Consider the following 22,518-nt stretch of genomic DNA (forward strand, 5'->3'; position numbering starts at 1 on the left):
GTTCAGTCCCCGTCCAGCGAGTTGAAACCGGCGCTGATCCCAAGGGTCGGGCCAAGTTCGGTCGCGGCAATCGTACGGATATCGTTGATGGATTGCTGCAGCGCCTCGATCCGGAAACGCCCTTGCGGGTCTGCAACCCCGGCAAATGCAGGATCGTCCAGCGTTTGGGCGTTGTCGATGCTGCGGTCAAAGGCGGCGTTCAGATCGGCGGCGATGTCGGGGTGATCGGCTGACAACAGTGCCGCCAGTTCACGCAGGGCGATCAGCGACAGTTCCACGTGGCGCTGCGAGCGTTCGGAGCGGCGCGCCTCAGCCCGTTTTGGGCGCGGGCGGTCGAACGAGCCCATGGGTCGGCCAAGGCGGGTGTCGGCAGTGAACTCAAGTCCCGCCATCAGGGCCTTGTACAACTCCTGTATCGCCTCATCGCCTGAACGATAGGGGCTGCCATCGCCGGGCTGCGTCAGTTTAAGCGAATATCCCTGCCAGTCCTGTTGAATGGCGTCCGCGTTCCGGTCGATATCCGTCGCGATGGCGCGGATCAGGGCGCAGTGATACTCCGCGTCCTCCTGTTCCGCAAACACGGGGTCGTAAAGCAGCAGCTCCAGCGCATAAAATCCGCGCCCGGCAATCGATGTTTCGGCAAAGGTGGCGGGTTCTTGCACCACCGGGTCCTTGCTGGCGATCAGGCGAGACAGCGCCTTGGGTGTGAACCCCTTGGTATCCGGCCAAAAGGCCAGCGCAAAGGCACGGTCGTCTGTCTCGGTCGGACCAAACCGCAGATGGCTGGCGGAAATCCAGGCATCAAAGGCGTCACCATAGGCGCTGCGCAGGGCATTCGAATCCGGTGCACAGTCAGCCAAGGCGGTTGCGTTCAGCGCTTCTGCCGTTTCAGCGAGCCGTGCGAAGTGAGGCAGGATGTGGGTTTCGGTTGTTTCGGACAGGATTGGCCCTCGCTCATCGGCGAGGGCCATCAAGGGAAGCAGCAGCGCCGCGGCAATGGCAGGTATACGCATCGGTCAGAGGCTTTCGAGGAATTGTATCAGCGCATCCCGGTCGGCCTTGGGCATGGACACAACAGTGTCGCGGGCGGATTGTGCCTCGCCTCCATGCCACAGGATCGCTTCGAGCAACGAGCGGGCCCGCCCGTCATGCAGGAATTGCGTGTGTCCCGAGACACGCTCGGTCAGGCCGATGCCCCACAGCGGTGGTGTGCGCCATTCGCGGCCTGTCGCGCGGGCCTCGGGGCGGTTGTCGGCCAGCCCTTCGCCCATGTCGTGCAGCAACAGGTCGGAATAGGGCCAGATCAGCTGGAAACTGTGTTCCGGACGGTCGGGCATACGGTGAGTGACAAATGACGGGGTGTGGCACGAGGCGCATCCCGCGTCGTGAAATACCTGTTTGCCGCGCAGCACCTGCGGGTCGTCCACGTCGCGCCGGGCGGGTACGCCAAGATTGCGGCTGTAGAAGGCGACGAGGTCCATGCCTTCGGCGTCGATCTCGTACCCGCGCACATCGTCATCGCCATGCGGAGCGTCGACACAGTTCACCTGCGCGCTCGTGCAGTCGCCGTGGGGCGCAGGATAAAGCGGGCTTGAGATGCCAATATCTCCGGCAAAGGCAGCGGCCGATTGTTCCATGATAGTGGGCATGCCTGCCTTGTGGCCGAACCGCCCCATCATCGGTTTGTCGAACTCGGTCGACCAGACGATATTCGCGCGGCCTGAGATACCATCGCCATCCGCATCATCCGGGTCCGCGTTCGCCAGCAGGTCGTCAACCGGAATGGCCTCGAGCAACCCGAGGCCGATCATCTGCGGTGCAACGCGCGGGCTGAGCATGGCTTCAGGGTGCAGTGGACCATAACCCAGATCGGCGGCCTTGTAGGTCGGGCGGCGCAGCGAGGCGTTTTCGCCATCGGAAAGTTCGACCGGGACCTCCTCGTAGGTGATGTTCAGCCGGTATTCAGCGGGGTGTCCGGCCAGCGCGAAATCCTGCATCTGGCCGCCATATGTCGGTTCGGGCAGGGTGGCGATGTAATCTGCGATATCGCCATAGCCATCCTCGGGAGTGCCGGGGATCGAGACGCGCAGGAACATCGACACTGCGCTGTCCTCAGGACCAGCTGGAGGATGTCCACGGCCATCCTTTACATGGCAGCGCTGGCAGGAGCGGGCGTTATAAAGCGGGCCGAGTCCGTCCGAGGCAAGAGTGGAAGAGGGGGATGAAACCCAGATCTTCTTGAACAATCCGTTACCAACCCTGAAATCCAGCTCCTGTTCGAACTCAAGATTGCCAGACGGTTGCGAAAACGCGTCGGCATTCGTCCGTGCCCGCACGGTGGCGGCACCTGCGCTGAGTTCCTCGAACGGTTGCGGCGCGCTGAAATCGGTTGGCAAAGCTGTCGCTGCCGTAATTCGGGCCTGTTCGTCCGGCGTTCTGGGAAGGGTGTTGAGATGGTCGTCCTGCAGCGGAGCTGACAGGGATTGGGTGGCCGCGAACGCGGCCACCGGCAATAGAATGAGGCTATTCGCCTTCGTCCATTTTTGACGCGTTGAGTTGCGCATAGTTGGCTTCGCCGATCCTTTCAAAGAGGTCGAGCTGCGTTTCGAGGAAGTCGATATGGCTTTCTTCATCGGCCATCAATCGCTCGAACAGAGACATCGACACATAGTCGCCGGCTTCCCGGCAGTATTCGCGCGCTTCCTTGTACAGAGCTCTGGCGTCGATTTCGGCGGCCAGATCACATTCGAGTGTTTCCTTCGGAGTTTGGCCGATCCGAAGCGGATCGAGCTTTTGAAGATTCGGGTGGCCTTCGAGAAACAGGATTCGTTCGATCAGCTTGTCCGCATGTTCCATTTCTTCGATGGATTCCTCGCGGCTTTTCTTGGCCATGCTGCCAAGACCCCAGTCCTCCTGCATGCGGTAGTGCAGCCAATACTGGCTGACCGCCGTCAGTTCATGCCGCAGAGATTTGTTTAGATATTCTATGACCTTGGGGTCGCCCTTCATCTGCACTCTCCTGTGTTACTCCGGCGCGCAAGGCGCGGAGTTGCATTGGGACTTCCAGACTATCGCTTGAGCGCATCGTGTCTAGAAAAAGCGGCATGCAACCGCCACAATCTGCTGATTTTCCAAGGGCATGGTAGATTTTTCCCGGCGTTATCACCGTCTGGGGATCAGCGGTCCTCATCCAGTCAATCGCAGCGCGGATTTCGTGGTCGGAAATGTTTGTGCAATGACAGACGATCATGGCGACTCGCGGGAGTGAATATTTCTTACTTAATTAGTCAGAATATATTCTGAGGTCCAGAGAAAACTGCCCTCTGCCGAAAGGCCAATAAGAAATGGCTCCGGGTAGGCTTCAAATGAGATCGGCCTTTCCCACGAGGATGGAAAAGGCCGATCAGGGGCGAGTTTCTCAAGTAGTGGTCGCAGGGTATTGACGGGTCATTCCTGCCCGGGAGATTTCGTAATCTCGAACCATTTCCTTGCCGCTGTCTTTTCCCGGATGATTGATAGATTGCTGTATCTTGTTTTCTGCCCTGTCTTTCCTTTGCGCAGCACGGAATAACAGTCGATGAACCAATTCTCGTTTCCCCAGTCGACATTTTCCTGCAGGAGCAATTCAAGCGTTTCCGACTGGTCAATCTGTTGCTTTACCCATTCTCCGGAAACTTCAGGATCGCGTGCATGAGAGGTCACTTTCTGACCTGCCAGTTCCTCGGGCTTGCGTGCATTTGCAAGGTTGCTGTGATGAAAGAACGCAAATCCGTCAGGGCGCAAGACGCGTTCAAATTCGGAAAGATAGGACTCCAGCACGGTCTTGTCGCAATGGACAAGAGAATCGTAGGAAAATATGAAATCTACCGACTGATCAGGGACATCCGTCAGCGTCATGCCATCATTGACGAAGTATTCGATGTTGTCGCAGCCAAGATCGATCGTCTTCAGGTGCTCGATGCAATTCTCGTTCAGATCGACCGTGGTCAGGCGGTCAGCATAAGGGGCGATAAATCTGGTCCACCGGCCATAGCCCGGCGCCACTTCCAGAACCGAGCCGGATTTCGCCAGAATGGGTTGCAGCCGCGGCAGCAGGTGAAACTTCCAATGGACTTCACTTGTGCCCCAACCCTTTGACCACGATTCGCCGTGGCTGACCTTTTGGTCCCAATGATCCCGGTTGCCCCAGGTTTCTTTATTCCAGTCCAATGTGGGCATATTCGCCTCCGCCACAAAAAACGCCGTTGTTTCAAACTTTTGGGCGGCAGGTCGTTCAACCAGTATCCACCCGGTCCCTTAGATAAGCCCGGGCACTTTGCACTAAATCAGGGCCGTTGCCTACGGCCCTGATTGCTTGGCTGATTTCTAGTGCGAACAGCCTGACTAACCAGTGTGATGCTGGCTGAACTGAAAGAAGGAACTACTGGAAAACGGCGTTGGGGTTGTCCAGGCTGTCCGAACCTTCGAATTCGATCTGGTCGAGTTCGAGTGTGGTCACGATGCGTTCGATGGTTTTGGTCTGATCGACCAAACCGTCCACACCACCCATGATCAGGGCCTCGCCGCCTTCATTGCCCTGTTCGAGCATCTGGTCATAGGCAAAGCCCGCTTCGGCAGTGGTTTTGATCCGGCCAAGCGCCTGCATGGTATTGGACAGTTTGGTTTTCATCTCGGCGTCCAGTTCCGCATCGGTGGCCGCAACCAAGTCTGACAGCGAGGGGCCGGAAACCAATGTGCCGTCCGCGCGGGCGTATTCGCCCAGATATACGTTCTGGATACCCAGCCCGTCATAGTAGTGGCTGTTATGGGTGTTGTCCGAGAAGCAGTCATGTTCTTCTTCGGGGTCGTTCAACATCAGACCAAGGCGCATCCGCTCGCCCGCCTGCTCGCCATAAGACAACGATCCCATGCCGGTCAGGATGGCGCTGACGCCTGCGGTTTCGTTTTCAAACAGCGCTGCGCGGGCGGCGCCATCGGAATTCCATTGCGCCGCCATCCATTCAAGGTCGCTGACCAGAAGATCGGTCGCGGCTTTCAGGTATTGGCCGCGCCGGTCGCAATTGCCGCCGGTGCAGTCGGCGCCACGGGCATAATCGGTCCAGGGTCGGTTGCCCGCACCTGTGCCGTGGCCGTTCATGTCCTGACCCCACAGCAGGAATTCGATGGCGTGATAGCCGGTGGCGACGTTGGCCTCGATCCCATCTGCTTCGTGAAGCGTTTCGGCCAGCAGTTCCGGGGTGATTTTAACGGCATCGATGGTTTCGCCCGACAGTTCGAAACTGGGGTTGGCGATCACGTTTAGAACGGCGAATTCGTTCTCGTCGGTTGCACCGCCATATGCCGGGTCAACATAGTCGATCAGGCCTTCGTCCAACGGCCATGCGTTCACCTTGCCTTCCCAGTCGTCGACGATGGCGTTGCCGAAACGGTAAACTTCGGTCTGTTGATAGGGAACACGTGCCGCAATCCAGGCGCTGCGCGCTGCGTTGAGGTTTTCGGCGGACGGGTCGGTAATCAGCGCGTCAATTGCGGCTTGCAGGGTCTTCGCAGTGGCAATGCTGTCTTCATACTTGGCTTCCGCAATGTTGGCGTATGTATTCAGTACGTCGGTTTTGGCCGGTGCTGTCGAAGTTGCCGCGGCAGAGGTGGCCAGGATTGCCAGCGCGCCGGTTGTGTAAAGCAGTTTTGACATGGTTTCCCTTTGTTTAATGTTTGGCGCCAGCACGTTATCCGGAGCACAGGGCGTTTCCGGTGATGTAACTGAGAGAATTTGTCGGATATGTCAACCTGAGTATTTTAGTCACTTAATGTTTTTAATGGCGCATAAGTCTGAAACAGGTTCTGGCCGGAACGCCGTTTACTGTGCCAAAGTCGGCCGGCGTTTTACTGCCACGAGAGGGTGATCACGGGATTTGCGAAAAACACGCAATTCGAAATGAAAATTGAGAAATTCCCCAATGGTCAAACCGCCCCAGGCGACCTATTCAAAGCATATGTGTGCACTACGTCCGGGCCAGTACGATATCGCCGTGATCGGGGGAGGGAACGCCGCGCTTTGTGCGGCGATGACGGCTGCCCGAACCGGAGCTAAGGTTCTGATTCTGGAGGCGGCGCCCAAGGATTATCGTGGGGGCAACTCACGTCACACACGCAATTTCCGCTGTATGCACCACCAGCCAATGGGTCCGCTTGTGGACGCATATGACGAAGAGGAATATCTGGCCGATCTGCTGACCGTCACCGGGGGCAAGACCAACGAAGATCTGGCCCGGATGGTAATCCGCGAGTCCGAAGGCTGCCTTCCGTGGATGGAGGAACACGGCGTGCGCTTTCAGCCATCGTTGTCGGGCACATTGTCCTTGGCGCGGACAAATGCGTTTTTCATGGGGGGCGGAAAATCTCTGGTGAACGCCTATTACCGTAAGGCCGAAGCGCTGGGCGTGGACGTTCTATATGATGCGGCCGTGACGCATCTTGCGCTGGAAGGCGACCGGATTGCCCGCGTTGAGTATTCTTACGGGGGCGAGGCGTACAGTATTTCACCGAAATCCGTAGTTGTTGCCTCGGGCGGGTTTCAGGCCGATATCGACTGGCTGACCCGGGCGTGGGGGCCGCCGGCACGCAACTTTCTGATCCGGGGTACGCCCTATAATCGCGGTGTTGTTCTAGCCGACTTGCTGGAACAGGGCGCTGAAAGCGTCGGTGACGCGGATCAGTGCCATGCGGTTGCGATTGACGGGCGGGCTCCGAAATATGACGGCGGTATTGTCACGCGGCTGGACTGCGTGCCGTTTTCGGTTGTCGTGAACCGGAATGCCGAGCGGTTCTATGATGAGGGCGAAGACCTCTGGCCCAAACGTTATGCGATCTGGGGTCGATTGGTCGCGGCGCAGCCGGATCAGGTGGGGTATGCGATTATCGACTCGAAGGCGCTGGACTTGTTCATGCCTTCTGTCTTTCCGCCACTCAAGGCGGACACGCTGGAAGAGCTGGCTGTGATGATGGAATTGCCGCCGGATAGGCTGCGGCAGACGGTGGACGGGTTCAATGCGGCCTGCGGCGACACATCCGCGTTTCACCCGACGCAACTGGACAGCGTGGCCACAAGTGGACTGACACCACCCAAAACCAACTGGGCACGCCCAATCACAGAGCCGCCGTTTTATGGGTATTCCCTGCGGACCGGGGTGACGTTCACCTATCTGGGGCTGAAGGTTGACGAAAACGCGCAGTGTTCGACAGCTAACGGGCCGATCAGCAATCTCTGGGCGGCGGGGGAAACCATGGCAGGGTCGATTTTGGGGCAGGGGTATCTGGCAGGGTTTGGCATGGCCATCGGAACGGTGTTTGGCCGGATTGCAGGGCGTGAGGCAGCCAGACATGCAAACTGATTTGATCCACGAAGCGCGCCGACAGGCCGAAATCTGCAATGCCTGTCGGTATTGTGAGGGCTATTGCTCGGTCTTTCCGGCCCTGCACGCTAAACGCAGCTTTGCCGACAGCGATATCGTGCAACTGGCAAACCTGTGCCACAACTGTCGTGGATGTTACTACGCCTGCCAGTACACCGCGCCGCATGAGTTCGATCTGAATCTGCCCGGCGTACTGGCCGAAATTCGCCGTGAAAGCTGGGAAGATTACGTCTGGCCACAGCCCTTGGCGCGACGTTTTCATAGTCACGGCGGTGCGATTGCCTTGGCGCTGGTTGCCGGGATTGCCCTGCTGTTCTGGGCAATGCAGGCCCTTGGTCCTGCGGACGGTCAGAGTTTTTATGCCGTTCTCTCTCACGCGGCGATGGTCGGCATTTTTGCCCCGGCGTTCCTGTTGCCCTTGGGCAGCCTTGCGGTTGGGTTAAGGCGCTTCTGGCGGGACATCGGCGGCGAGCCAATTCACTTTCGGGACTTTGCCCGCGCTGTTGCTCGCGCGGCCACAATCAGGGATCTGGCTGCGGGTCATGGCGAGGGTTGCAACTTCGAAGACGAAGACAGGTTCTCGCAAGCGCGCCGATACGCGCATCAGGCGGTGATGTATGGGTTTCTGCTGTGCTTTGCGTCAACCAGCGCGGCCACCGTATTGCACTATGGGTTCGATATGTCCGCGCCCTACGGGTTGTTTTCGATCCCGAAACTTTTGGGTCTGCCCGGCGGTGTGCTGATGGTGCTGGGATGCGTTTGGATGATTGCGTTGAAACTGCGCTCGGATCCGGAACTTGGTGACCAAGGCGCGTGGTCTGGCGAGTACGGGTTCATCCTGTTGCTGGGGTTCGTGGGGCTCAGCGGGATCGCGTTATACGTTCTGGGGGCGACCGCCCTGATGCCCGCCTTGCTGGCGCTGCATCTTGGGTCGGTCCTGACGTTTTTCGTGCTGACCCCATACACCAAGATGGCGCATGGGTTCTTTCGACTAGCTGCTTTGCTCAGGGACGCGCAGCGGCGGTAGCCTCATCAACCGCCGTTTCGGGGCGCATACTGATGCGGGTCGTGGCGACGTGCCTCATACGCCTCGCCCAGAATGATGACCTGACACGTTTCGTCCATCCCCAGGGTGCCGCGCTGGATATATCCAAGAACAAGTGTCTTGCCGGTTCTGTAACCACTGCTTCCTGACGTCACATATCCAACCGGTTGGCCATCGATCAGGATCGGTTCAGACGCCAGAGGATCGGGTGAGTCTTGTGTAATTTCCAGCCCGACCCATTCCCATTCGGCGGCGGTCTGGGATTGGCTTACAACCGCTTCACGCCCCACAAACGCCGGCTTCTTAAGATTGGCGAAATTTTGCAGCCCGGCATCATACAAAGTGTATTCGGTTCCGAAATCCGCGCCCCATGCGTGGTACCCCTTTTCGATCCGCATCGCGTTGAGCGCGTAGGAACCGAACTGACAGATGCTGTGCGCCGCGCCCTCGGCCATGATGGCATCGTAGAGAGGGGTCAGGTTTTCGCTGGCGACGTGCAGTTCCCAGCCAAGCTCTCCGACATAGGACACTCGCAGCGCGGTGACGTCCACTCCGGCGACCTTGAATTGAGCAGCCGAAAGCCATGGCGCGGCTGTTGCGGAGACATCGGCATCTGTGAGCGCGGCCAGAATCTCGCGTGATTTCGGGCCCATCAGCATCAGCGCGCTGTCGTGCCGGAAGCCTCGGGTCAATGTAACGTCATAGTCATGCAGGTGGCTTTTCAGCCAGTCGTAATCGCGCAGGTCGGCAAGGGTTGGTTCGCATAGCAGGAACTGATCCTCGGCCAGTCTGGCGATTGTGGCCTCGGACCAGATGCGGCCCTTGGGGGTTAGCATGTAGGACAGTTTTGTGCGGCCCACTTTGGGCATCGTGCCGCAAAAGACGTGGTTCAGGAAGGCTTCGGCATCAGGGCCCTGAACCGTGTATTTCGTGAACCCGCCATGATCCATCAGCCCTGCCGCGTCCCGTACGGTTTCGCATTCGCGGCGAACCGCAGCGTGCCAGGGTTCGTCGTGATAGCTGAGATGCCCGGTGTCTTTGGCCACGTCGGTTTCGAACCAGAACGCGCGTTCCCATCCGGCGATCTGGCCCATCACGGCACCGCTGGCCCTGAGAGTGTCGTAAAGCGGGGTTTGCTGAACGGGGCGACCCGACTGCATGTTTCGGTGCGGAAACGGAATGGCGTATTGCAGGTCGTAGTGCTGTGACGCGCGGGCATGGGCGTAATCCGGTGTGGCCCAATCGCCGAAGCGGCGTGGGTCCCAGGCGGAAAGGTCCCATTCGGTTTCGCCTTCGGTTATCCATTCGGCCATGGCCTTGCCGATGGCCGCCGAATGAGTGATGCCGATCTGAACCCCCGTTGCCTGATAGAAATTCGGCGCGCCCGCCGCCGGGCCCACCAGCGGTAGCGCATCCGGGGCGTAGGCGATAGGGCCGTTCACGAACCGCTGCGCACCCGCTTTGCCCAGCAGTGGAACATGCGCCATCGTGTCTTCGAGCACGTCGAGGATGTCCTCGACGCTGTCAGGGAAAAGCTGGTGCGCAAAATCGTCGGGCGGGCCACTGTCGGCCCATGCCGGACGACCCGCATGGGCGTAAGATCCCAGCAGGAACGCATTGCGTTCGCGGCGCAGGTAGAAGCGGATATCCGGATCGCGAACCAGTGGGAACAAGTCTGGGTGCTGTTCCAGCTCGGTCAGGGGTTCGGTTACCAGATACTGGTGTTCCAAGGTGATGACAGGTGCGTAGATGCCTGCCATTTCCGAAATCTTGCGCCCATAAAAACCGCCTGCGTTAATCACGATCTCGGCGGTGATATCTCCTTTGGCGGTCGAGACGCGCCATTCCCCGTTGGGAAGGCGATCGATGGCCGTGACTGGCGAGAACCGCCGAATTTCGGCCCCAAGGTCGCGGGCGCCCTTGGCCAACGCCTGTGTCAGCTGACTGGGGTCGATGTCACCCTCGTAAGGGTCCATGATGCCGCCCAGAACCGTGTCATCGGGGGACCAGAACGGGTGCATGGCATCCATTTCAGCGGGGCTGAGACGATGCAGGTCGAATCCGGCGCTGCGCGCGATGCCTTCGAGGTGGCCGAAAAGCTCCATCCGTTCCGGCGTATGTGCTGGCCAGAACGCGCCGGTATGGCGATAGGTGATCGGGCTGTCCACCACATGTTCCAGATCCTTGTAGAGAGACCATGCATAATTTCCCGCGCGCATCCCAAGCCATGAATTTGCATAGGTCGGAATATTGCCCGCCGCGTGCCAGGTTGAGCCGCTTGTCAACTCGTCCCGCTCCAGCAAGACGGTGTCTGTGACGCCTGCGCAGGCAAGATGATAGAGGATCGAACAGCCGACGGCACCGCCGCCGATGACCACTACGCGTGCATGGGGTTTCATCGGATGCTCCTTAAAGCCTGATATCAAATGCGGCCCGAATGGCTGCTTCGCGGTCCGGGGGCAGGTGATCCGGGGGCTCAGCTGTCATTTGCCGAACAAGTTCACCAGCCTGTTCGAGGATGTCGGGGCTGCCGGCGTCAAGCCAGTCTTGTGTACTTTGACGATTGGCCAGCGTGGGATAGACGTATTCGCTTTTCATGCGGGCCAGCGTCTGCGCCTCGCCAAGATAGTGACCGGGCCCGGTGGCGACCGCCTCGATCAGGTCCAGGTCAACCGCATCCCCTGTCATTTCAACGCCGCGAACCGAACGCAGGATGGCGCCGCACATGTCGTTGTCGATGATAAGCGCCTGTGGCGAGGCCACCATAAGCGATGCCAGCATGCCGACGCTGAGGTTGATCATGTCCGCCCCCGCCTGCGCGGCCAATGCAACCGTATAGCCCTTTTCGTAGCCTGATTGGGCGTCCGGCATCTTGGCATCGGTCATGCCTGCGGACACGGTCGAAGGAAGGCCAAGATGCAGCAGCAACTGGGCCGCTGCCGCGTTGGCAACGGCGGCCTCGCCACTGCCACCCGTCATGGCCCCTGTCCGCAAATCGCTGATGAAGGGCATGAAGGCCAGAATGGTCGGGAAGCCGGGGCTAAGGGTATCGACGATCATCAGCCCGGCCAAAGCCTCGGCCAGACCCTGCGCCAAAGCGCCGGCGAGCGTCACCGGGCTGGTGGCCCCGGCCTGTGCCGCCGTGCAAATTTGCAGAGGCATTCCGGCGGCGATTGCGGCACGCATGATGTCCACCCCTTCGGGCGCATAGCGCAGCGGTGAGACGGCGTGCACGATGACGCCGAAACAGAACGGGTGATGGCGAAACCGGTCTTCGCCACCCAGCGACAGGTCGAACATTTGCGTGACCGGCCCGACATGGGCCGCCGTGTCGAAACTGACACCGATCGGCTTTGGGCAGGCCTTGAGGCAGGCAAAGGCGGTGTTCACATCCAATGCCAGCGGCGTATCAAGATCGCGGGCCACAAGCGGCCGAACGCCATAGTGTATATTCTCGCACCGACCGACGAGCGTCATCATCTGAGTGAGATCGCGCAATTGCGCCTCGCGGAAGCCGCCCGTTGGATCAGGGACTTCAACAGCGGCACCGCCCGTGCCGATGTGCACGTGACCGCCACCGATGGTCAGGCCGTGATCATTGGAAAATCCGGGCAGGTTCACAGATTTCGTGGCACGGCCAATCGCCTTTTCGATCATTCCACGCGGGAAGCAAAGGCGTCCGTCAGATCGCAGTCCTGCTCCGTTTTCGATGGCCGCGGCAGCAATATTCGGGGGGCAATCCCCCATACCGGTCCGGGCAAGAATGGCGAAGGCCGCATCAACGATTGCCGAAACTCTGGCTGGGCCGAGGGGCTGGAACCTGCCTCCCACAGGCGGGGCTACGGTCCGGTGCGCGGGCGATTCAGCCGGTTTTCGTGTTCGTCGCGCCATCAGTTTCCGCCATCCTTTTGCAACAGGGGACGCGCGTTCGGGATCGTTATCTACTTCAAATGCGACAGGAATTACGTCGCCTTTGAGACTGGACGTACTATGCCGGTTCGCTAGCATGGTGCTGGTCACCATCACGAACGAGGTCGCAAATGCACGTATTCCGCAGCATGGTTTTGGACGCCCCGATAGATCAGGTCTGGTCCCTTGTGCGGTCCTTTGACGGGGTGGCTGGATGGAACCCAGCTGTGTCGGCGGCACGGATGGAAAGCGGTTCCGCAATCACGCCTGGCAGTATCCGGCATCTGGATATCGTTGACGGATCCGTCTTTCGCGAAACTCTGCTGGCCCTGTCGGACCGTGATTACTACTACAGTTACGATATCATCGAGTGTCCGCTGCCGGTTCGGAACTATGTGTCGACCCATCGGTTTGTTCCAATCACGCATGGCAGCAGGACGCTGGGCATCTGGGAAAGCCACTTTGACTGCGAAGCAGATATCGCGGCGCAGATGAACGAAGTGGTGGGCGACCAGATTTATATCGGCGGCATGACCGGGCTGAACGCTACTCTTGCGGGGGTTGGCAATGACTGACACGCTTGCTCCTCGCGCCCTGATTGGGGTGATGACCCCGGCCATGAACACCGTCGTGCAGCCCGAACTGGAATTGCTGCGCCCCGCAGGAGTGACCAACCAGATGCAAAGGTTCCGGCTGGGCGGAGAAAATGTATCCGACGACCTGATTGAAGAGGCGCAAAAGCTGATGGATTGCAACCCAGTTGCGATTGCCATCGGGCTGACGACGGATGCCGCCCCGGGCGGTGTCGACAAGCTGGCACGACGTTGCGCCGAGGTGGAAGAGGCCGTCGGCGTTCCGGTCGTGAATGCATCGACTGCCAACCACGCGGCCTTGCGCCAGCTCGGTGCCAGCCGGGTCGCTGTCGTCACCCCCTTCGCGCCTGAGGTGGATCAGGTCGTGAAAGCCAATGTCGAGGCTGCGGGGTTCACGGTTGTTTCGATCAAGGGTACCTGTGCTCCGTCACTGCCGGAGATTTGCGAGACCCCGATTGATCAGATCAGGGCGGTTTTCAGGGAAGTAGCGGCAGCCGACTGCGACGCGATTTTGCAGGTTGGAACAGCCCTGCCTGTCGTCGGGATCATCAGCGAGATAGAGGCTGAAACGGGAAAGCCGGTTGTTGCCTGCAATGCTGCGGTTTATTGGCAGGTCCTGCGCAAGGCTGGCGTGTCGGAGGCCCTTACAGGTTTTGGAACGTTGCTGGCCGATCACTGCGCCTGACTTGGCCACCCCTGTCGGGGTAATGAGCGAAACCTGAGTGATCTGGGCCCGGGCGCCGGGCCTTTCACTTTGCGGGCGCTGCGTTAAGTTGGTGATCTGTCACTCAAAACCGGGGCTGACCGCCGTGATCGAACTTCGAGACCTGCAATTGCTGAACGCGCTGGCGCGGCATCGTCATTTTGCCAAGGCGGCCGAAGAATGCGGTATCTCTCAGCCGGCGTTCTCCATGCGGATCAAGAACCTCGAGGATCGGCTGGGTGTGTCCATCGTGCGCCGGGCCAACCGGTTTCAGGGGCTGACGGAAGAGGGCGAGATGATCGTGCGCCGGGCGCGGCGCATACTGGACGACACCAAGGCGTTGGAACAACAGGTTCTGGCCGCGCGTGGCGAGATTACCGGAACACTGATTCTGGGTGTTATTCCGACGGCCATCGCGTTTACGGGACGGTTGATCAAACGTTTGCAACAAGCGCATCCACGCATTCTGACCCGAATCGAAACGATGTCTGCCTCGTCGATCCAGCACCGGCTGGATGAGGGCAGCATCGATGCGGGCGTAACCTATGGCGACAGTATCGGCGCGGACCTGAGGCAGGTGCAGCCTTTGTATGAGGAAACCTATGTTCTGCTGGTCCCCGCACACATGACGGACGAAACAGGTCCGATCCCCTGGGCGCGGGTTGCGGAGTTTCCGATCAGCCTGCTTGAGCCGCAGATGCAAAACCGACGGATTTTGGACAGGATTTTTGCCGAGCAGGGGCTACATCCGCATGTAGTAGCAGAAACCAGCGGATTTACGGCTTCGATGGTGATGGCGCGCGAAGGGTTGGCGGCAACGGTGGTTCCGCGTGTGCTGGTGCGTGCACTGGGGGATCTGAAGGGGACAAGAGTGCTGCCTTTGATCGACCCCGTTGTCAGCAAACCGATTTGCCTCGCGACCCTAACTCGCGACCCGGAATTGCCGACCGTGGATGCGTTGCGGGCCGTCGTGACGTCTTTGCGGTGATAAGGTGTCGTTATCGTGCGATTGTATTTTGAGATTTGACGATATGATCTGCTGATGAGAGACGGGGGCCTCAATCGGAGGGCATCATGGCACCATTGGATACCAAGCCATCGGGCGCGCAAAAAGGCGTCTGGAAGTCAGGTAAAGGCAAGGGGCGGCACACGCCCAAGGGCCGGCAGTTCACGGATGAAGCACAGGCCGAAATTGCGCGCCTGCTGGGCGACCGCCCGCGCCGCCGCGATCTGCTGATCGAATTCCTGCATTTGATTCAGGACGAACACGGCCACATCAGCGCCGACCATATTGCCGCCCTGGCAGTTGAGATGCGGATCGGTCAGGCGGAGATTTATGAAACCGCGACGTTCTATGCCCATTTCGATGTGGTGAAAGAAGGCGAGACCCCTCCGCCCGCGCTGACGATCCGTGTCTGTGATTCCCTGTCCTGCGAAATGGCTGGTGCCCAACAATTGCAGAAGGCGCTGGAGGACGGTCTTGATGCTTCTGAGGTGCGTGTGGTGCGTGCGCCCTGCATGGGCCGCTGCGACACCGCGCCGGTGCTGGAGATCGGTCATAACCATATCGATCATGCCACTCCTGAAAAAGTGAACGCGGCCATCGCGGCTGGCGATACTCACGCCCATCTGCCCGACTATGAGACATTTTCGACCTATGTCGAGGACGGCGGCTACGCCAAACTGAAAGAGCTGCGCGAGGGTGGTAACTGGGAACAGGTGCAGGAAGACATTCTGTCCTCGGGTCTGCGCGGCCTGGGTGGTGCGGGCTTCCCGTCCGGCAAGAAGTGGGGCTTTGTTCGAATGAACGAGGGCACACGCTATCTGGCCGTGAACGGCGACGAAGGTGAGCCCGGCACGTTCAAGGACCGCTACTATCTTGAGCGCACGCCGCATGTCTTCCTTGAAGGCATGCTGATCGCCGCGTGGGCGGTTGAGGCCGAGACCTGCTTTATCTACATGCGCGACGAGTATCCGGCGGTTCTGGAAATTCTGGCAACCGAGATTGCCGCGCTGGAAGAGGCCGAGATTGTCGAAAAAGGCTATATCGACCTGCGTCGGGGTGCGGGTGCCTACATCTGCGGTGAAGAATCCGCGATGATCGAGTCGATCGAAGGCAAAAAGGGCCTGCCGCGCCACCGTCCTCCGTTTGTGGCGCAGGTTGGGGTCTTTAACCGCCCGACGCTCGTGCACAATGTCGAGACGCTGTATTGGGTCTCAAAAATCTGCCGCGAAGGGCCGCAGATTCTGAATTCAGTTGAAAAGAATGGTCGCAAGGGTCTGCGCAGCTATTCGGTCTCGGGCCGGGTTGCGAAGCCAGGTGTTTACCTGCTGCCTGCAGGCTCGACCATTCTTGACGTGATTGATGCCGCCGGGGGTATGGCCGATGGTCATGTCTTCAAGGCGTATCAACCGGGCGGGCCGTCGTCAGGTCTTCTCCCCTCTAGTATCGACGACGTCCCGCTCGACTTTGACACCCTGCAGCCGCTGGGCACATTCATCGGGTCCGCCGCCGTGGTGGTTCTGTCCGATCAGGATACCGCCCGCGATGCGGCCCTGAACATGCTGCGGTTCTTCGAGGATGAAAGCTGCGGTCAGTGTACGCCCTGCCGGGCGGGCTGTGAAAAGGCGGTGAAGCTGATGCAGGCCGACAAGTGGGATCAGGACCTGCTGGAAGACCTGTGTCAGGTCATGGGCGACGCCTCGATCTGCGGTCTGGGGCAAGCGGCCCCGAACCCGATCCGCCTGGTCATGAAACATTTCGCTGACGAAATCTGAGGGAGACAGACATGCTTGATGCAAGCCCAACCAAGACCGTCACCTTCAACCTGAACGGCGAAGATGTCTCCGTCCCCGAAGGTTGGACCATCTGGGAAGCCGCCAAGGGGCAGGGATTTACCATTCCGCACCTGTGCCACAAGCCGCAGCCGGGCTATCGCCCCGACGGCAACTGCCGCGCCTGTATGGTCGAGGTGGAAGGCGAGCGTACTCTGGTCGCCTCGTGCATCCGCCCTGCCGCTGACGGTATGGTGGTGAAAACGGACTCGGATCGTGCCGAGAAGTCGCGCGCCATGGTCATGGAACTTCTGGTGGCCGATCAGCCCGAGGAACCGCACGACGTCTCGAGTCATTTCTGGGACATGGCCAAGCTGAACGACGTCAGCGACAGCCGTTTCCCGGCGAAAGAGGCCGAGAAAATCCCACTGCTGGATGACAGCCACGTTGCGATGCGCGTCAATCTGGACGCCTGCATCAACTGCAACCTCTGCGTCCGCGCCTGCCGCGAAGTGCAGGTGAATGACGTGATCGGCATGGCCGGTCGCGGGCACACGGCGCAGGTTGTGTTTGACCAGAACGACCCGATGGGCACATCGACCTGTGTGGCCTGTGGTGAATGTGTTCAGGCCTGCCCGACGGGTGCCCTGATGCCTGCCACCGTGCTGGATGACAAACAGCAGGGCGACAGCAAGGATTATGATTCCGAGACCGAAAGCGTCTGCCCGTTCTGCGGCGTGGGCTGCAAAGTCTCGCTGAAGGTCAAGGACGGTAAGGTCAAGTATGTCGAGGGCATCAACGGCCCCGCGAACGAAGGCCGTCTGTGTGTCAAAGGCCGCTTTGGCTTTGACTATATCCACCACCCACACCGCCTGACCAAGCCGCTGATCCGGCGCGAAGATGCACCTGAGAAGGGGCTGAATGTCGATCCGGGCAACCTGTCGACCCATTTCCGCGAAGCGACATGGGAAGAGGCGATGGATCTGGCCGCGACCAAGCTGAAGGCGCTGCGCGACGAAGATCCGCGCAATGTCGCGGGCTTTGGTTCGGCCAAGTGCACCAACGAAGAAGCCTATCTGTTCCAGAAGTTCATCCGTCAGGGTTTCAAGCACAACAACGTCGACCACTGCACCCGCCTGTGCCATGCGTCGTCGGTTGCTGCGCTGATCGAGAACGTGGGCTCGGGCGCGGTGACCGCGACCTTCAACGAGATCGTAAACGCGGATGTGGCGATCATCATCGGCTCGAACCCGATCGAGAACCATCCGGTTGCGGCAACCTATTTCAAGCAGTTCGCCAAGCGCGGCGGCAAGCTGATCGTGATGGACCCGCGTGGCGTTGGCATGCGCAAGTTTGCCGATGAAATGCTGCAGTTCCGTCCGGGTGCCGACGTCTCGATGCTGAACGCGATCATGAACGTGATCGTCGAAGAAGAGCTGTACGACAGCCAGTACATCCACCGCTGGACCGAGAACTGGGAAGCCGAGAAAGAGCATCTGCGCCAGTTCACGCCCGAGGCGATGTCGCCGATCTGTGGCATTGAACCGGATCAGCTGCGCCGCGTAGCCCGCACCTTTGCGCAGGCCAAGGCCGGTTTGATCTTCTGGGGTATGGGCGTCAGCCAGCATATCCATGGCACCGACAACTCGCGCTGCCTGATCTCGCTGGCGTTGATGACCGGCAACGTTGGCAAACCGGGTGCGGGTCTGCACCCGCTGCGTGGTCAGAACAACGTACAGGGTGCCTCGGACGCGGGCCTGATCCCGATGTTCCTGCCGGATTACCAGTCGGTGACGGATGACGGTATTCGCGCCAAGTTCAACAACGTGTGGGAGTCCGAGGATTTCTCGAACGAGAAGGGCCTGACTGTTACCGAGATCATCGACCAGATTTATGCCGGCAATATCAAGGGTATGTACATTCAGGGTGAAAATCCGGCTATGTCCGACCCGGATGCCGGTCACGCCCGCGAGGCGCTGGCCAAGCTGGAGCTGATGATCGTACAGGATATCTTCCTGACGGAAACGGCGAACTATGCCGACATCATTCTGCCCGCCTCGGCGCTGTACGAAAAGAACGGCACCGTGTCGAACACCAACCGTCAGGTGCAGCGGGTACGCCCCGCCGTGTCACCTCCGGGTGAGGCGCGCGAGGATTGGGCGATCACCGTTGAACTGGCGCAGCGGATCGGGCTGAACTGGGACTACACGGACGTGTCTCAGGTCTTTGACGAGATGAAGTTGACGATGAACTCGCTCAACAACATCACGTGGGAGCGTCTGAAGACCGAAACCATCACCTATCCGTCGCTCAGCGAAACCGATCCCGGGCAGGCGATTGTGTTTGGCGATGGCTTCCCGCGTCCCGATGGCCGCGCGCGGTTCACGCCGGCCAGCGTGATCCCGCCGGATGAGGCGCCGGATGACGAATACCCGATGATTGCCACGACGGGTCGTCAGCTGGAGCACTGGCATACCGGTTCGATGACGCGCCGGTCGTTGGTTCTGGATGCGGTCGAACCGGAAGCGAACTGTTCTATGAACCCCCGGACGCTTAAGCTGATGGGGATCGAGCCGGGCGAAATGATCCGTCTGACCACGCGTCGCGGTTCCATCGAAATCATGGTTCGCGCCGACCGGGCGATTGCCGAGGACATGGTGTTCATTCCCTTCGCCTATGTTGAGGCGGCCGCGAACATCCTGACCAACCCTGCAATCGACCCCTATGGCAAAATCCCCGAGTTCAAGTTCTCGGCGATCCGGGTCGAAAAGATCGAAGACGCCATCGCAGCGGAATAATTCCACCACCACTCACGAACCTGAAACAGGCGGCCCCAAAAGGTCGCCTTTTTCGTTGCTTGACACCGGCTTGCGCGCGGCCAACCCTTTGGGGGTCTTGCAATCAATGGAGTTTTCCATGCCCCGCCGCTTTGTCGACCTGTCTGTGCCGCTGGAAACCGGCATCATATCGGACCCGCCGATTATGTTGCCTCAGATCGATTACATGACGCATGACCAGACCGCCGAGCAGGTCATGGCCTTTTTTCCGGGATTGAAGAAAGAGGATTTGCCGGGCGGAGAAGGCTGGGCCATCGAGCGGTTGCAGATTGCCACCCATAACGGCACACATCTGGACGCGCCGTATCACCACCATTCCACGATGAACAAAGGCGAACGTGCGATTACCATTGATGAGGTACCGCTGGAATGGTGCATGAATTCGGGTGTCAAACTGGACTTCCGACATTTCGAGGATGGGTATGTCGTCTCTGCGGAAGATGTCGAGGCAGAGTTGAAGCGTATCGGCCACGACCTGCAGCCGTTGGATATCGTGGTGGTGAATACATCGGCCGGGACACGGTATGGCCAGCCGGATTATCTGATGAAAGGCTGCGGGATGGGGCGCGAGGCGACTCTGTACCTGACCGAGCGGGGCGTGCGCGTGACCGGTACCGACGCCTGGAGCTGGGATGCGCCGTTTCCTCTGACCGCGCAGGAATACGCGAAATCGGGCGATCCCGGTATCATTTGGGAAGGGCACCGGGCATCGATGGAGGTCGGGTATTGCCACATCGAAAAGCTGACCAATCTTGAAGATCTGCCGCCTACAGGGTTCGAAATTTCGTGCTTTCCGTTCAAGATCAAAGGCGCGTCTGCCGGGTTTGTCAGGGCGGTGGCAATTTTCGAAGATTGAGATGAGGAGAAAACACGTGTCCACGGATAACACTGCGGCCGAAGGTCATGATGGCCCTTATCCCGCTCCGGTCGAGGTCCGGGGATTTGAAGTTCGCCCGGAATGGATCGATTATAATGGCCATATGAACGTGGGCTTCTATGGCGTTGCCTTTGATCTGGCGCTTGAAGAAGTGATGGTGCGCCAGCTTGGGCTGGGTGAAGTACAGGTGAAGGCGGCGGGGCAGGGGCCGTATATGTTGCAATCCCACCTGCATTTTCTGCGGGAGATACGTGAAGGCGAGCGTTTCTATTTTCAATTCGTCCTATTGGATTCGGATGAAAAACGAGGCCACTATTTTGCCCGGATGTTGTCGGAAGCCGATGACCAGGTCTGCGCGACGCAAGAGGGGCTGTTCATGAATGTCAGCCATGAGACAGGCCGCTCGGCCCCTTACCCGGATTGGGCCGTCGCACGGTTGGCGCGGATGGTAGCCGATCACGAGGGGCTGCAGGCAGATCCGCAGATTGGGCGGCCCATCGGTATTCGCCGTAAACAGGCTTGATCAGCGCCCGATAGCATAGGCCTGCATCAGCCTTGGCGTGGCCGCAGCACGCAGCAGCCCGTCTGGTGAACGGCTGGCTGCTGTCAGGCGCCCTACTGTCCAGTGCTCGGCCACCTCAACGTCGTGGCCACGTGCCCTCAGGCCGTCGATCACATCCCTGCCGAAACTCTGTTCGATCATCAGATGCCCGGGGCGCACCTCGCGCGGGTAAAAGGAGCTTTGGAAATGGGCCGTGTGAAACAGCGGCGCATCGATGGCTTCCTGCAGGTTCATGCCGCCGTGAATAAGGCGCAGCAGGTAGATGAGTTGCCACTGATCCTGCTGATCGCCGCCGGGTGTGCCAAAGGCCAGTTCGGTACCAATTGGGTCGCGCGCCATCGAAGGGGAAAGCGTTGTGCGTGGGCGACGCCCCGGGGCCAGCGAATTTGGCAGCCCTTCTTGCAGCCAAAACATCTGTGCCCGCGTGTTGAGGGGCATCCCCAGCCCCGGAACAACGGGTGATGATTGCAGCCATCCGCCCGACGGTGTGGCCGACACCATGTTACCCCACCGATCGATGACATCCAGATGCACGGTATCCCCACGCTTTTCCGACAGGTGTGCCATCGTGGGTTCCCCGGCGCCGATCTGCCCATCCGTCCTGAACGTTTCGGCGGCATGGGCGACAGAAGCGTCGGCCCAGCGTTCGAGGCCGGGCAGGTGCCCCGGGCGTTGTTCGGTGGAAGCGGCTTGACGGATCAGGTTGCGTCGTTCCTCGGCGTAAGATTGGGACAACAGTGTATCGACCGGGATTTCTGTATGGTCGGGATCACCGTAATATGCCTCGCGATCTGCGAAACTCAACTTCATCGCCTCGGTGACAAGATGCAGAAAATCCTCGTGGTTCTGCGGGGCAAGATCGAAACCAGCCAGAATGTTCAGCGACTGCAACAGAACCGGCCCTTGCGTCCAGGGTCCGCCTTTCCAAACAGTCCATCCCTTATAATCGGTGGAAAGCGCCGGTTCGTAGTGGGCTTGCCAACCTGCCATGTCCTTCGCGGTCAGAACGCCGCGATGGGGGGTGCCGGAGGCATCCATGACGCAGGCGTTGCGCAGGTAGCTGTCGATTTCCTCGGCCACGAAGCCCCGGTAGAAAGCACTCCGCGCGGCTTCGATCTGGTTTTCCCGCCCGGTCGCCGCCTCGGCCTCAAGCAGCAGCCGCTGCCAGGTGTTGGCCAGTTGCGGGTTTCTGAACAACTGTCCCGGTTGCGGGGCCGTACCGTTGGGCAGCCAGGTTTTATAGGACGTCGGCCACTCGTCACGAAAGAAATCGCCAAGCCCTGCGATGGTATGCGCCACACGGGGCAAGACAGGGTGGCCCTTATCGGCGTAGTGGATCGCCGGTTCCAGCACCGTCCGCAACGGCAATGAGCCATGGTCGCGCAACGTGATCATCCAAGAGTCGAATGCGCCGGGAATGACGGTTGCCAGCAAACCGGTCCCGGGAATACGGCTCAGCCCTTCGTCGCGATAGTGTTCTATTGTCGCTGCTGCCGGTGCAGTTCCCTGACCGCAGACCATGGTGGGCGTTTCTTCCCCGGCGCGTTTGATCAGCATGGGCATATCGCCCAATGGGCCGTTCAAATGCGGCTCGACAACGTTCAGCACGAACCCCATTGCAGCAGCTGCGTCAAAAGCATTGCCGCCCTGTTCGAGCATTTTCATGCCGACAGCCGAGGCGATCCAGTGCGTGCATGTGGCGACCCCGAAGGTCCCCGTGATTTCCGGACGGGTGGTAAAGGTCATGACGGCTCGTTTTGTTGTTCGTGCAGATGGTGCATGGGCCACCGCGTGGGTCAAGTCAC

The 22,518-nt window shown here is 59.6% G+C and carries 18 protein-coding genes; 9 read left to right on the top strand and 9 right to left on the bottom strand.

Annotated features, from left to right (window positions below):
- Positions 1-2 precede the first annotated feature (2 nt).
- The 6 genes from ACR0D6_RS12360 to ACR0D6_RS12385 form a co-directional block, all read right to left on the bottom strand.
- Positions 3-1,013 (bottom strand): imelysin family protein, encoded by a 1,011-nt coding sequence (locus ACR0D6_RS12360; RefSeq protein WP_480765720.1) that lies wholly within the window; start codon positions 1,011-1,013, stop codon positions 3-5.
- A gap of 3 nt (positions 1,014-1,016) precedes the next feature.
- Positions 1,017-2,507: a di-heme oxidoreductase family protein gene (locus ACR0D6_RS12365; RefSeq protein WP_480765721.1), complete on the bottom strand. Its 1,491-nt coding sequence runs from the start codon at positions 2,505-2,507 to the stop codon at positions 1,017-1,019.
- 16 nt (positions 2,508-2,523) lie between these two features.
- On the bottom strand, positions 2,524-3,009 hold the full coding sequence (bfr, locus tag ACR0D6_RS12370) for a bacterioferritin (protein ID WP_170651338.1): 486 nt from the start codon (positions 3,007-3,009) through the stop codon (positions 2,524-2,526).
- Complete coding sequence (locus tag ACR0D6_RS12375) at positions 2,957-3,250, bottom strand: (2Fe-2S)-binding protein (RefSeq protein WP_170651339.1); 294 nt, start codon at positions 3,248-3,250, stop codon at positions 2,957-2,959. Before ACR0D6_RS12375 ends, bfr begins: the two co-directional genes overlap by 53 nt.
- A 197-nt stretch (positions 3,251-3,447) precedes the next feature.
- The gene (locus tag ACR0D6_RS12380; protein WP_170651340.1) at positions 3,448-4,218 is read right to left on the bottom strand and encodes a class I SAM-dependent methyltransferase; all 771 of its coding nucleotides are present in this window, start codon (positions 4,216-4,218) and stop codon (positions 3,448-3,450) included.
- A gap of 202 nt (positions 4,219-4,420) precedes the next feature.
- Complete coding sequence (locus ACR0D6_RS12385) at positions 4,421-5,692, bottom strand: imelysin family protein (RefSeq protein WP_480765722.1); 1,272 nt, start codon at positions 5,690-5,692, stop codon at positions 4,421-4,423.
- A 301-nt stretch (positions 5,693-5,993) separates the two neighbouring features.
- Here ACR0D6_RS12385 and tcuA point away from each other — a divergent pair, with 301 nt between their 5' ends.
- A complete protein-coding gene (gene tcuA / locus ACR0D6_RS12390; protein WP_480765843.1) occupies positions 5,994-7,391 on the top strand; it encodes an FAD-dependent tricarballylate dehydrogenase TcuA in 1,398 nt (465 codons plus the stop codon).
- Entirely contained in the window at positions 7,381-8,439 is a 1,059-nt protein-coding gene (tcuB, locus tag ACR0D6_RS12395; protein WP_480765723.1) for a tricarballylate utilization 4Fe-4S protein TcuB, read from the top strand. Before tcuA ends, tcuB begins: the two co-directional genes overlap by 11 nt.
- Positions 8,440-8,444: 5 nt before the next feature.
- Here the strand turns inward: tcuB and ACR0D6_RS12400 are convergent, their stop codons facing one another.
- Together ACR0D6_RS12400 and ACR0D6_RS12405 are read right to left on the bottom strand one after the other, a co-directional pair.
- Positions 8,445-10,856, bottom strand: coding sequence for a GcvT family protein (locus tag ACR0D6_RS12400; protein WP_480765724.1), 2,412 nt, complete (start codon positions 10,854-10,856; stop codon positions 8,445-8,447).
- Positions 10,857-10,866: 10 nt separating this feature from the next.
- On the bottom strand, positions 10,867-12,348 hold the full coding sequence (locus tag ACR0D6_RS12405; RefSeq protein WP_480765725.1) for a trimethylamine methyltransferase family protein: 1,482 nt from the start codon (positions 12,346-12,348) through the stop codon (positions 10,867-10,869).
- Positions 12,349-12,497: 149 nt separating this feature from the next.
- On the opposite strand from ACR0D6_RS12405, the gene ACR0D6_RS12410 reads away from it, so the two are divergent.
- The 7 genes from ACR0D6_RS12410 to ACR0D6_RS12440 all read left to right on the top strand — a co-directional run bounded on the left by ACR0D6_RS12410 (position 12,498) and on the right by ACR0D6_RS12440 (position 20,674).
- The gene (locus ACR0D6_RS12410) at positions 12,498-12,941 is read left to right on the top strand and encodes an SRPBCC family protein (RefSeq protein ID WP_480765726.1); all 444 of its coding nucleotides are present in this window, start codon (positions 12,498-12,500) and stop codon (positions 12,939-12,941) included.
- Positions 12,934-13,644 (top strand): maleate cis-trans isomerase family protein, encoded by a 711-nt coding sequence (locus tag ACR0D6_RS12415; RefSeq protein ID WP_480765727.1) that lies wholly within the window; start codon positions 12,934-12,936, stop codon positions 13,642-13,644. Before ACR0D6_RS12410 ends, ACR0D6_RS12415 begins: the two co-directional genes overlap by 8 nt.
- 124 nt (positions 13,645-13,768) lie before the next feature.
- Positions 13,769-14,650: a LysR family transcriptional regulator gene (locus tag ACR0D6_RS12420; RefSeq protein WP_170652544.1), complete on the top strand. Its 882-nt coding sequence runs from the start codon at positions 13,769-13,771 to the stop codon at positions 14,648-14,650.
- Between the two features lie 86 nt (positions 14,651-14,736).
- A complete protein-coding gene (locus ACR0D6_RS12425) occupies positions 14,737-16,440 on the top strand; it encodes an NAD(P)H-dependent oxidoreductase subunit E (protein WP_480765728.1) in 1,704 nt (567 codons plus the stop codon).
- 11 nt (positions 16,441-16,451) lie between these two features.
- Positions 16,452-19,235, top strand: a complete 2,784-nt coding sequence (fdhF, locus tag ACR0D6_RS12430; RefSeq protein ID WP_480765729.1) for a formate dehydrogenase subunit alpha — start codon at positions 16,452-16,454, stop codon at positions 19,233-19,235.
- Positions 19,236-19,353: 118 nt separating this feature from the next.
- Positions 19,354-20,130, top strand: coding sequence for a cyclase family protein (locus ACR0D6_RS12435; protein ID WP_170651349.1), 777 nt, complete (start codon positions 19,354-19,356; stop codon positions 20,128-20,130).
- Between the two features lie 16 nt (positions 20,131-20,146).
- A complete protein-coding gene (locus ACR0D6_RS12440) occupies positions 20,147-20,674 on the top strand; it encodes a thioesterase family protein (protein ID WP_480765730.1) in 528 nt (175 codons plus the stop codon).
- On the opposite strand, the gene ACR0D6_RS12445 is transcribed toward ACR0D6_RS12440, so the two are convergent.
- Positions 20,675-22,459: a gamma-glutamyltransferase family protein gene (locus ACR0D6_RS12445; protein WP_480765731.1), complete on the bottom strand. Its 1,785-nt coding sequence runs from the start codon at positions 22,457-22,459 to the stop codon at positions 20,675-20,677. It abuts the gene before it with no gap.
- Positions 22,460-22,518: the final 59 nt, after the last annotated feature.

Source organism: Ruegeria sp. BJ6 (genome assembly GCF_056537885.1).

What these genes read in the sequence shown, in the direction of transcription:
- fdhF (WP_480765729.1), top strand. Translation starts at nt 16,452, where the DNA reads ATGCTTGATGCAAGCCCAACCAAGACCGTCACCTTCAACCTGAACGGC.
- ACR0D6_RS12425 (WP_480765728.1), top strand. Translation starts at nt 14,737, where the DNA reads ATGGCACCATTGGATACCAAGCCATCGGGCGCGCAAAAAGGCGTCTGG.
- bfr (WP_170651338.1), bottom strand. Translation starts at nt 3,009, where the DNA reads ATGAAGGGCGACCCCAAGGTCATAGAATATCTAAACAAATCTCTGCGG.
- ACR0D6_RS12445 (WP_480765731.1), bottom strand. Translation starts at nt 22,459, where the DNA reads ATGACCTTTACCACCCGTCCGGAAATCACGGGGACCTTCGGGGTCGCC.
- ACR0D6_RS12400 (WP_480765724.1), bottom strand. Translation starts at nt 10,856, where the DNA reads ATGAAACCCCATGCACGCGTAGTGGTCATCGGCGGCGGTGCCGTCGGC.
- ACR0D6_RS12405 (WP_480765725.1), bottom strand. Translation starts at nt 12,348, where the DNA reads ATGGCGCGACGAACACGAAAACCGGCTGAATCGCCCGCGCACCGGACC.
- ACR0D6_RS12410 (WP_480765726.1), top strand. Translation starts at nt 12,498, where the DNA reads ATGCACGTATTCCGCAGCATGGTTTTGGACGCCCCGATAGATCAGGTC.
- tcuB (WP_480765723.1), top strand. Translation starts at nt 7,381, where the DNA reads ATGCAAACTGATTTGATCCACGAAGCGCGCCGACAGGCCGAAATCTGC.
- ACR0D6_RS12360 (WP_480765720.1), bottom strand. Translation starts at nt 1,013, where the DNA reads ATGCGTATACCTGCCATTGCCGCGGCGCTGCTGCTTCCCTTGATGGCC.
- ACR0D6_RS12415 (WP_480765727.1), top strand. Translation starts at nt 12,934, where the DNA reads ATGACTGACACGCTTGCTCCTCGCGCCCTGATTGGGGTGATGACCCCG.
- ACR0D6_RS12380 (WP_170651340.1), bottom strand. Translation starts at nt 4,218, where the DNA reads ATGCCCACATTGGACTGGAATAAAGAAACCTGGGGCAACCGGGATCAT.
- tcuA (WP_480765843.1), top strand. Translation starts at nt 5,994, where the DNA reads ATGTGTGCACTACGTCCGGGCCAGTACGATATCGCCGTGATCGGGGGA.
- ACR0D6_RS12435 (WP_170651349.1), top strand. Translation starts at nt 19,354, where the DNA reads ATGCCCCGCCGCTTTGTCGACCTGTCTGTGCCGCTGGAAACCGGCATC.
- ACR0D6_RS12385 (WP_480765722.1), bottom strand. Translation starts at nt 5,692, where the DNA reads ATGTCAAAACTGCTTTACACAACCGGCGCGCTGGCAATCCTGGCCACC.
- ACR0D6_RS12375 (WP_170651339.1), bottom strand. Translation starts at nt 3,250, where the DNA reads ATGATCGTCTGTCATTGCACAAACATTTCCGACCACGAAATCCGCGCT.